The sequence below is a fragment of the Streptomyces sp. NPDC004542 genome (genome assembly GCF_040610035.1).
In the GTDB taxonomy this organism is placed as follows: Bacteria; Actinomycetota; Actinomycetes; order Streptomycetales; family Streptomycetaceae; genus Streptomyces.
The window spans coordinates 1-8684 of record NZ_JBEXLP010000158.1 but is presented as its reverse complement, the minus strand read 5'-3'; the positions used below and the strand labels follow the sequence as shown (position 1 = coordinate 8684).

The following is an 8684-nucleotide window of genomic DNA, read 5'->3' as shown; positions in this document are numbered from 1 at the left end:
GCCGCACCCGCGTACCCTCCCCGAAGCACCCGCCCGCGCCGGAAGGACCCCGTGACCGCAGTCGTCCCGCCGGCCGCAGGCGCCGAGTCAGCGCCGGGCCGCGCCGGGCCGCCCCGGCGGCCCCCCGGGCACCTGCCCCGTGCCCGCCGCACCCGCGTACCCTCCCCGAAGCACCCGCCCGCGCCGGAAGGACCCCGTGACCGCAGACGTACTGCTGCCGCAGTTGACCGCGAAGGCCGGAGCCGTCGCCCACCGGGACTCGGGCCCCTGCGGCTGCGCGGCCGGACCCGTCACCCTCGCCGACCGCCCCGACGCCACCGTCGTCCGCCACGCCGGCACCGTCGCGAAGGCCCACGCACCGGACACGGACCCCGCCGGGCTGGCCCTGCGCCTCGCGACGGCCGCCCGCCTCGGGGACGTGCTCCTCGCGCCGGTCGAGCGGACCGCGATCACCGTCGGCGACCGGCTCGTCACGTTCTGGCCGTACGGCAGCCCCGTGGACCCCGACGACCCGGACGCCGCTCCCTGGGAAGCCGTCGCCACGCTCCTCGCCCGTCTGCACCGCGCGCCCGCCCCCACCCCGGCACCCCCGATGCGCGGCCCCGCCAAGGCCGCCCGCGCGCTGACCCGGATGCGCGGCGCCCTGGCCGGAGCGGACCACCCCGCCGCACGCCCCGTCCTGCGGGCCTGGGCCGGCCTCCCCGGCTGGGCCCGCGGCGAAGCGCCCATGCCCGGCACCGGCACCCTCTGCCACGGCGACCTCCACCTGGGCCAGCTCGTCCGCCACCCCGCCCCGGAGGGTCCCTGGCGGCTCATCGACGTGGACGACCTCGGCGTGGGTGTCCCGGGCTGGGACCTGGCCCGTCCAGCCGCCTGGTACGCCTGCGGACTCCTCCCGCCCGACGAGTGGACGCGCTTCCTCGGCGCCTACCGCACGGCAGGCGGTCCGGCCGTGCCCCCGGACGGCGACCCCTGGGCCGCCCTGGACGTCCCGGCCCGTGCCCTCACCGTCCAGACCGCCGCCCTGGCGATCACCAAGGCCCTTGCCGCTGACCGCCCCCTGGACGAGGTGGAGCAGGCGGTCGTCGACGCCTGCGCGCGGATGGGTTCCGTACCGCCGGAGTTGTCGCACGGATTCCCGACGTAGGGTGCAACCGACCGGGGCCGCATGGAGTCTGTCCTGGGGGAACGTGAAGCAGTACCAACCGGCGAGGAGTTGAGCCGATCAATGAAGTGTCCTAAATGTCATGCGGAGATGCACACGTACAACCGCAACGGCGTCCAGATCGAGCAGTGCAGCGGCTGCCGCGGGATCTTCCTCGACTACGGCGAGCTGGAGGCCCTCACCCGCCTCGAGTCCCAGTGGGCCCAGCCCGCCCCGCCGCCCCCGCCCGCCCCGCAGGCCTACCCGGCGCCGCCGGCCCCCGTCTGGGGCGCTCCGCACGGCGGTCACGGCGGCCATTACGGGGGACACGGCGGCCACCACCGCCACCGGAGCTTCGGCCACATGCTCTTCTCCAGCTGAGCCCAGCCGGGCCAGTGGACCCACCGGGCCCACGACGAAGCCCCCGGCCGTGTGGGACGGCCGGGGGCTTCGATGTGCGTGGACGATACTGGGATTGAACCAGTGACCTCTTCCGTGTCAGGGAAGCGCTCTCCCGCTGAGCTAATCGTCCGGGGGTGCTGCGTGCGCGATACTGGGATTGAACCAGTGACCTCTTCCGTGTCAGGGAAGCGCTCTCCCGCTGAGCTAATCGCGCGGGGGACCCGAAGATCCAGTGGACGATACTGGGATTGAACCAGTGACCTCTTCCGTGTCAGGGAAGCGCTCTCCCGCTGAGCTAATCGTCCTTGGAGGTGGAGACGGGATTTGAACCCGTGTAGACGGCTTTGCAGGCCGTTGCCTCGCCTCTCGGCCACTCCACCAGGAGTGTGAGGGGGCCGGGAAGACCCCTCTTCTTCGAGCGGACGACGAGGCTCGAACTCGCGACCTCAACCTTGGCAAGGTTGCGCTCTACCAACTGAGCTACGTCCGCTTGTTGTCCCGGCCCGCTTCCGCGTCCCGGCGACGTGTTGAACTCTAGCGGATTCCCGGGCCAGCACAAAAACGCGTTTGCGCAGCGTGCTGCGCTGCGTCCGGTGGATGCCGTGGTCAGGGCACCCGCGGGGACACGTCCGGGCCACGCGGACGACACCCGCCCTAGACTCGGCCGCGTGCTCCACCTGCCTCCTCTCGCCCGCTTCGGCGACCGCCTCGCCACCGGTCTCCTGGACGTCACCGGTGATCCGACGGCCCTGGACTCCACCGGTTTCTGGGCCGTCTGCGCCGACTTCGAGGGCCGCCTGACCTGCGCACGCTTCGCGGACGTACGCGAGCAGCCCGTGCCCGCACCGGTGCCGGGGCGGTGGCGGGGCCCCGCCGTGGACGCCTGGACGTCGTCGCTCGACCGTGCCGCGTACACCGGGGCGGTACGCCGGATCCGCGCGCACATCGCGGCCGGCGAGGTGTACCAGGCCAACCTCTGCCGCGTCCTCACCGCGCCCGTCGCGCCCGACGCCGACGTGGACGCGCTGACCGCCCTGCTGGCGCGCGGCAACCCGGCACCCTATGCAGGAACGATTCGGCTGCCCGAGCACGGCGTCGAGATCGCCACCGCCTCGCCCGAGCTGTTCCTGCGCCGGGACGGACGGACCGTGGAGTCCGGACCGATCAAGGGCACCGGGCGCACCGAGGCCGACCTCTTGGAGAAGGACTACGCCGAGAACGTCATGATCGTGGACCTGGTCCGCAACGACATCGGGCGGGTCTGCGCCACCGGCAGCGTCACCGTCCCCGACCTCTGCGCCCTGGAGAAGCATCCCGGCCTGGTCCACCTCGTCTCCACGGTCCGCGGCGAGCTGCGCGACGGAGCCGGCTGGCCGGAGCTGCTCGCGGCCGCCTTCCCGCCCGGCTCGGTCACCGGCGCCCCCAAGTCGAGCGCCCTGAGGATCATCGACGCCCTGGAGACGGCGCCCCGGGGCCCGTACTGCGGCGGGATCGGCTGGGTCGACGCCGACCGGGGCACCGGAGAGCTGGCCGTGGGCATCCGCACCTTCTGGACCGACCGCGCGGAAGGTGTGCTGGGATTCGGCACCGGAGCCGGGATCACCTGGGGTTCCGACCCCGAGGGGGAGTGGCGGGAGACCGAGCTGAAGGCGTCCCGGCTGCTCGCGGTAGCGTCGGGGGCGTACGAGGAGAACGGAAGGGCTGGCACATGAGGATCTGGCTGGACGGCGGGCTGCAGGACGTCGAGACCGCCCGTGTCTCCGTCTTCGACCACGGGCTGACCGTGGGCGACGGCATCTTCGAGACGGTGAAGGCCGTCCACGGCAAGCCCTTCGCGCTCACCCGGCACCTCGACCGGCTGACCCGCTCGGCCCGGGGCCTGGGCCTGCCCGACCCCGACCACGAGGAGGTACGCCGGGCCTGCGCGGCCGTCCTCGAGGCCAACCCGATGCCGCTCGGCCGGCTGCGCATCACGTACACCGGCGGCCACGGCCCCCTCGGCTCCGACCGCGGGGAGGACGGCCCGACCCTGGTGGTCGCCGTCGGCGCGACCGGCCGCCGCGCCGACTCCACCGCCGTGATCACCGTTCCCTGGACCCGCAACGAGCGGGGCGCCCTCACCGGCCTGAAGACCACCTCGTACGCCGAGAACGTGGTCGCCCTGGCCCGCGCGCACGAACAGGGGGCCTCGGAGGCGCTGTTCGCCAACACCGTCGGCCGGCTGTGCGAGGGCACCGGCTCCAACGTGTTCGTCGTGCTGGACGGCGAGATCCACACCCCGCCGCTCGCCTCCGGCTGCCTCGCGGGCATCACCCGGGCCCTGACCCTCGAGTGGACGGGGGCGAAGGAGACCGACCTGCCGCTGGACGTCCTGGAACGGGCCGACGAGGTCTTCCTCACGTCCACGCTGCGGGACGTACAGGCGGTGCACCGGATCGACGGCCGGGAGCTGCCCGGCGCCCCCGGCCCGGTGACCGCCAAGGCGATGCGGGTCTTCGAGGAGCGGTCCGGGGACGACCTCGACCCCTGACGCGCGCGTCGGCCGATCCCTCCCCGCGGTCCGGGTGGAGCACGCGGTCCGGGTAGAACAGCTGTGATGACCACGACCCTGCGGCCGACCGAGCCGCTCCAGCGCACCGCCGACGGGGGGCTGTCCCGCCACTTCCGCGTGTGCGTGAACAGCCGTCCCGTCGGCGAGGTACGCCTGTGCACGCACGCCGCTCTTCCCTCCGTCGCCCAGATCCACGACCTGCGCATCGACGAACCGGAGCGCGGGCGCGGCCGGGGCACGGTGGCCGCGCTGGCCGCCGAGGAGGTGGCCCGCGGCTGGGGTTGCGGGCAGATCGAGACGACGGTCCCCGCCGGGGCCGGGGCCGCGCTGCGGCTCGCCACGGCCCTCGGCTACGTCCACCGCAACCGCGGCATGGTCAAGCCGCTCGGCGACACCCCGCCTCAGCTGCCCGCCGGCAGCCGGGGCAGGCCGCTGACCGAGGCCGAGTACGGGCCGTGGCGCGAGCACGGCGCGGCGGGCTACGTCCACGACTGGACCAGCCGTGGCGTGCCCGAGGACGAGGCCGCCGCCAAGGCGCGCGCCGACTACGCGCACCTGCTGCCGGACGGCCTCGCGACCGCGGGCATGGTGCTGAGCGTCCTGGAGCACGAGGGCGCCAGGGTCGGCACCCTCTGGCTGTCGCTCTCCGGGGAGACCGCCTTCGTCCTCGACGTCGAGACGGACGAGGCCGCCCGCGGCCGGGGCCACGGACGCACCCTGATGCTGCTGGCGGAGCGGCAGTCGGTGGCCGCGGGCCGGCGTGCCCTCGGCCTCAACGTGTTCGCCGGCAACACACCGGCCGAGCGGCTGTACGACTCGCTCGGGTACCTGCCGGTGAGTCACACGATGTACAAGCCGCTGCTCTGAGGTGCTCCGACGTCACGCCTCACCGGCCAGCAGCCGGTCCGCGATCTCCTCGACGCGCTCGCGCAGCCCCTCCTGGCTGTTGCCGCCGTCGAGGCGCTCGCCGCCGATGACGTACGTCGGGGTGCCCGTGACACCGATGGCCTTGCCCTCGGCCTGGTCGGCGTCGACGATCAGGATGTGCCGGCCGTCGATCAGGGCGGTGTCGAACTCCTCCGCGTCCAGCCCCAGTTCCCGCGCCACCTCGACCAGGAAGGCCTCGCCCCCGCGGTCCAGTTCCTCCACGCGCCCCAGCACCGCCTCGACGTACGCCCAGCCCTGGCCCTGCTCCAGCGCCTCCTCGGCGGCCTGCGCGGCGGCGAAGGCGTGCTTGTGCTTCTCCAGCGGGAAGTGCCGCAGCCGCAGTTCCAGCCGGTCGCCGTAGCGGGCGCGCAGGGCGCGCAGGTCGTCCAGGGCGCTGCGGCAGTCCGGGCACTGGAGTTCACACCAGACGTCCAGCACGGGCACGGCGGTGCGGGCGGGGGAGGAGTCGCTCATGCGCACCAGTCTCCCAGGCCGGGCCCCGCCGACCCAATCGGGAGCGTGCGGCACGAGCGGCCCCCGCGGCACGGCCGGCCGGACCGGTCCCGCGCAGGAGGTGACCCGGAGATGTCCCTGATGCCGGGCCTGGGGGATGGCCCCGCGGGTACGCGGCGGTGCACGATGGAGGTGCGGGGGAACGCGGTCCCGGGCCGCCCCGGTGACCGTGCGTTCCCCGGCACCCCGCTACGTGCCCGCCCGCCCCAGCCGCCAGGAGGACCGGATGATCGCCGAGACAGTCTGTTCCGCCGTGTCCGCGGCCGGCCTGGGCATCGCGGTGGTCACGGCCTACCGCAAGCGTTTCCTGGCCGCCGCCCGGATCGCCGCGTACTCGCTCGTGCCGGTGGGGCTGGCGATGACCGGCGTCGTCGGCTGGCTCGCCGGCACCGCCCTCAGCCCGACCGCGTGGGCGGGCTTCGGAGTGCTGGGCGCCGCCTGGGCCCTGTTCGCGACGACCCGCGCCGTGGAGCGCCGACGCGGGGGCACCCGGGCCGAGCGCAAGGCGGCCAGGGCGGCGGGCGGGGAGGCGGTCGCTCCGGCGGCCTCGGCGCCCTCCCTGGGCGCCGGCACGCAGCCGCCCGCCCGGCCCGCCGCCGCACCCCGCGGCGGCGGCTCCGCCGACGACTTCAGCGACATCGAGGCCATCCTCAAGAAGCACGGCATATGACCTGGCCCCGGAACCCCTGAGGGAACAAAAACCCCTGAGGGAACAAAGATCGTCTTCGGTGTGCCCGGAAACGATCACTGCCCGGCAGGAAGCGGACCGGACATCAAGGATTTCAGCGAACTCCCGCTCATTCCGGGCGTGTTGATCGCGGACGGGGTGTCCCGTGGTCCATCATCACCGCGAGATGCTGGACACGTCAGAGAGCGAGGCCGCGCCGCCGAAGGACGAGCCGCGCGGGTGCCTCTTCGCCCTTTCCCAGCCACCGCTGATGATCTTCCTTGCGGTGATCGGGTGTCTGCTCCTCATGGCTGCGCTGCACGATCTGCTGTTGCTGTGAGCCGTACACGCCCGTCCCCGGCGTCACCCGCCGGGGGCGGCGTCGACACGAGAGCGCGTCGGCGCTCAGCCCGCCGCCTCTTTGCGTCGGGCCCGGTAGGCGGCCACATGGAGCCGGTTCCCACAGGTGCGGCTGTCGCAGTAGCGGCGCGACCGGTTACGGGAGAGGTCGACGAAGGCCCGCCGGCAGTCGGGTGCCTCGCAGCGCCGCAGCCGCTCCTGCTCCCCGGCCACCACGAAGAACGCGAGCGCCATCCCGCAGTCCGCGGCGAGGTGGTCGGCCACGGACGCGCCGGGGGCGAAGTAGTGCACATGCCAGTCGTAGCCGTCGTGATCGGTCAGCCGGGGAGTGGTGCCCGCGGCGGCGACCAGGTCGTTGATCATCCCGGCAGCGCTGCGGGCGTCCGGCGCGGCGAAGATCCCCGCGAACCGCCCGCGCACCTTGCGTACCGCGGAGAGGTCGAACTCGGAGAGCACCCCCACATCGCTGATCTGGTGCTTTCGTACGAAATCCGCCAGAGCCCCGACATCCGGCAGCCCGTCCGCCGCCGAGTCGTCCTCCGGCACGGTGTTCACCAGATCGACCACGGTGTCGAGGGCGCACCGGGTGTCGTGGGTGATCAGCACGTTTCGCTCCCTGCCTGGGGGCGGGCGCGCGCCCGCCGATGCTGGCCGATGGTAGCGAACGGCTGCGCGGCCGCCGGGGTTCCCGTCACGGCCGCGGGGCGGAGCGCGGGACCGCCCGGGTGGACGAGCGCGCACACCGACGCCGTCCCCGTGAACACGCACGGTGACGGCGTCGGTCATGCCGTATGCGGTTGTCCTGGCCCGAGAGCCGACCGAACCGTCTCCCCGAGTGGACGGCGCCGGCCGGCTTCGACCCGCGACCTAGCTTTCCGCCAGGATGTGCGAGAGCTCCTGATCCAGATCGAAGTGCCGGTGTTCCGTGCCGGGCGGCACGGCCGCGTCCGTCCGCTTCAGGAAGGACTCCAGGGCCCGCGCAGGGGCCTCGAGCAGGGCCTCCCCCTCCGGGGAGCTCAGGGCGATGCACACGACGCCCTGACCGTGGCTCCGGGACGGCCAGACACGGACGTCGCCGGTGCCCGTGGGACGGTGGAGCCCCTCGGCGAGGAGGTCGCGGGCGAACACCCACTCGACGGTCTCCTCGGCTCCGGTGTGGAAGGTGGCGTGCACGGCGTAGGGGTCGGCCGTGTCGTACCGCAGGCCTGCGGGGACAGGCAGGGAGGACTCGCTCGACACAACGAGGCGCAGGTGCAGCTCGCAGCTGACCGTGGTGTTCATAAGCGCCAGGGCCTTTCGCTCAGTGTGCGCTCGGGGATTCGCACGTCGGCGAAATCGACATGCCACCTACGGTGCCGTTGTAAACCCCTCTGAGTGTTTTGCGTCGGTTTACGTACCTCTTCCGGCCCAGGACCGATCCGTCACGTACGTCCATTCCGGTGACAGGTTTCACTCCGGTAGTGTTTGGTCGTATGAATACGGGGAGTAACGAGTCGGGTGAAGTCGCCGTGACGGCGGACGAGGCCGAGGCGATGGCGGACGGGGCGCGGGACGAGCGGGGACTCGGCTCGCGGGCGCCGGGCTTCGTCAAGGCTCGGCGTGCGCTGCACCTGAGCTGGCAGGTCGGGGTTTTCGTGATCGGCCTCGCGGTCGTGGCGGCGGGGATCGTCATGCTGCCGTTGCCCGGGCCGGGCTGGGTCGTGATCTTCGGCGGCATGGCCATCTGGGCGACCGAGTTCGTCTGGGCCCAGCTGGTCCTCCGCTGGACCAAGCGCAAGGTCACCGAGGCGGCCCAGCGGGCGCTCGACCCCAGGGTGCGTCGCCGGAACATCATCCTGACCTCGGTCGGGCTGGTGATCGTGGGCGTCCTGGCCGGCGTCTACCTGTGGCGGTTCGGCCTGGTGATGCCCTGGAAGATCGAGGACCAGTGATCCGCGCCGGGGCCCTGCCCCACCGCCGCTCGCGGCGGCCCGTGGTCGGTCGCACCCCCTGACATGGGGTAATGTTCTTCCTGCGTCCGGGCGATTAGCTCAGTGGGAGAGCGCTTCGTTCACACCGAAGAGGTCACTGGTTCGAACCCAGTATCGCCCACACCCGGAACCGCGGCCCGCCTGTGAAAC

Annotated in this window: 11 protein-coding genes and 6 tRNA genes; 9 read left to right on the top strand and 8 right to left on the bottom strand. The window is 73.1% G+C overall.

Translation table 11 applies throughout. The annotated features are described in order from the left end of the window. Positions 1 to 196 precede the first annotated feature (196 nt). On the top strand, positions 197 to 1147 hold the full coding sequence (locus ABZX30_RS37285; protein WP_355942652.1) for an aminoglycoside phosphotransferase family protein: 951 nt from the start codon (positions 197 to 199) through the stop codon (positions 1145 to 1147). A gap of 81 nt (positions 1148 to 1228) precedes the next feature. Next, positions 1229 to 1525, top strand: a complete 297-nt coding sequence (locus ABZX30_RS37280) for a zf-TFIIB domain-containing protein (protein WP_355942649.1) — start codon at positions 1229 to 1231, stop codon at positions 1523 to 1525. Positions 1526 to 1604: 79 nt separating this feature from the next. Here the strand turns inward: ABZX30_RS37280 and ABZX30_RS37275 are convergent. The 5 genes from ABZX30_RS37275 to ABZX30_RS37255 form a co-directional block, all read right to left on the bottom strand. Beyond that, positions 1605 to 1676: transfer RNA gene (locus tag ABZX30_RS37275), tRNA-Val, on the bottom strand. 12 nt (positions 1677 to 1688) lie between these two features. After that, a tRNA-Val gene (locus ABZX30_RS37270) sits at positions 1689 to 1760 on the bottom strand. A gap of 19 nt (positions 1761 to 1779) precedes the next feature. Further along, positions 1780 to 1851, bottom strand: a tRNA-Val gene (locus ABZX30_RS37265). A gap of 1 nt (position 1852) precedes the next feature. Further along, positions 1853 to 1926, bottom strand: a tRNA-Cys gene (locus tag ABZX30_RS37260). A 37-nt stretch (positions 1927 to 1963) separates the two neighbouring features. Beyond that, a tRNA-Gly gene (locus ABZX30_RS37255) sits at positions 1964 to 2036 on the bottom strand. A 178-nt stretch (positions 2037 to 2214) separates the two neighbouring features. Between ABZX30_RS37255 and ABZX30_RS37250 the strand changes: the two genes are divergently transcribed. The 3 genes from ABZX30_RS37250 to ABZX30_RS37240 all read left to right on the top strand — a co-directional run bounded on the left by ABZX30_RS37250 (position 2215) and on the right by ABZX30_RS37240 (position 4964). Then, positions 2215 to 3258, top strand: coding sequence for a chorismate-binding protein (locus ABZX30_RS37250; RefSeq protein ID WP_355942646.1), 1044 nt, complete (start codon positions 2215 to 2217; stop codon positions 3256 to 3258). Further along, complete coding sequence (locus ABZX30_RS37245; protein WP_355942643.1) at positions 3255 to 4076, top strand: aminodeoxychorismate lyase; 822 nt, start codon at positions 3255 to 3257, stop codon at positions 4074 to 4076. The genes ABZX30_RS37250 and ABZX30_RS37245 overlap by 4 nt, the downstream gene beginning before the upstream one ends. 66 nt (positions 4077 to 4142) lie before the next feature. Further along, complete coding sequence (locus tag ABZX30_RS37240; protein ID WP_355942640.1) at positions 4143 to 4964, top strand: GNAT family N-acetyltransferase; 822 nt, start codon at positions 4143 to 4145, stop codon at positions 4962 to 4964. A gap of 12 nt (positions 4965 to 4976) precedes the next feature. On the opposite strand, the gene ABZX30_RS37235 is transcribed toward ABZX30_RS37240, so the two are convergent. Then, complete coding sequence (locus ABZX30_RS37235; protein WP_355942637.1) at positions 4977 to 5498, bottom strand: DsbA family protein; 522 nt, start codon at positions 5496 to 5498, stop codon at positions 4977 to 4979. A gap of 265 nt (positions 5499 to 5763) precedes the next feature. Here ABZX30_RS37235 and ABZX30_RS37230 point away from each other — a divergent pair, with 265 nt between their 5' ends. Continuing rightward, a complete protein-coding gene (locus tag ABZX30_RS37230) occupies positions 5764 to 6207 on the top strand; it encodes a hypothetical protein (protein ID WP_355942634.1) in 444 nt (147 codons plus the stop codon). A gap of 184 nt (positions 6208 to 6391) precedes the next feature. Next, the gene (locus tag ABZX30_RS37225) at positions 6392 to 6544 is read left to right on the top strand and encodes a hypothetical protein (protein ID WP_167747935.1); all 153 of its coding nucleotides are present in this window, start codon (positions 6392 to 6394) and stop codon (positions 6542 to 6544) included. A gap of 65 nt (positions 6545 to 6609) precedes the next feature. Here the strand turns inward: ABZX30_RS37225 and ABZX30_RS37220 are convergent, their stop codons facing one another. Then, entirely contained in the window at positions 6610 to 7170 is a 561-nt protein-coding gene (locus ABZX30_RS37220; protein WP_355942631.1) for a CGNR zinc finger domain-containing protein, read from the bottom strand. Between the two features lie 261 nt (positions 7171 to 7431). Further along, a complete protein-coding gene (locus ABZX30_RS37215; RefSeq protein ID WP_004002642.1) occupies positions 7432 to 7845 on the bottom strand; it encodes an SsgA family sporulation/cell division regulator in 414 nt (137 codons plus the stop codon). A gap of 191 nt (positions 7846 to 8036) precedes the next feature. Between ABZX30_RS37215 and ABZX30_RS37210 the strand changes: the two genes are divergently transcribed. Beyond that, entirely contained in the window at positions 8037 to 8495 is a 459-nt protein-coding gene (locus tag ABZX30_RS37210) for a TIGR02611 family protein (RefSeq protein ID WP_355942629.1), read from the top strand. Positions 8496 to 8583: 88 nt separating this feature from the next. Beyond that, positions 8584 to 8655 (top strand) — tRNA-Val (locus tag ABZX30_RS37205). The last annotated feature ends 29 nt before the right edge of the window (positions 8656 to 8684 follow it).

Coding starts and splice junctions, on each gene's coding strand:
- ABZX30_RS37280 (WP_355942649.1), top strand. CDS start 1,229: ATGAAGTGTCCTAAATGTCATGCGGAGATGCACACGTACAACCGCAAC.
- ABZX30_RS37235 (WP_355942637.1), bottom strand. CDS start 5,498: ATGAGCGACTCCTCCCCCGCCCGCACCGCCGTGCCCGTGCTGGACGTC.
- ABZX30_RS37240 (WP_355942640.1), top strand. CDS start 4,143: ATGACCACGACCCTGCGGCCGACCGAGCCGCTCCAGCGCACCGCCGAC.
- ABZX30_RS37245 (WP_355942643.1), top strand. CDS start 3,255: ATGAGGATCTGGCTGGACGGCGGGCTGCAGGACGTCGAGACCGCCCGT.
- ABZX30_RS37230 (WP_355942634.1), top strand. CDS start 5,764: ATGATCGCCGAGACAGTCTGTTCCGCCGTGTCCGCGGCCGGCCTGGGC.
- ABZX30_RS37215 (WP_004002642.1), bottom strand. CDS start 7,845: ATGAACACCACGGTCAGCTGCGAGCTGCACCTGCGCCTCGTTGTGTCG.
- ABZX30_RS37225 (WP_167747935.1), top strand. CDS start 6,392: ATGCTGGACACGTCAGAGAGCGAGGCCGCGCCGCCGAAGGACGAGCCG.
- ABZX30_RS37210 (WP_355942629.1), top strand. CDS start 8,037: ATGAATACGGGGAGTAACGAGTCGGGTGAAGTCGCCGTGACGGCGGAC.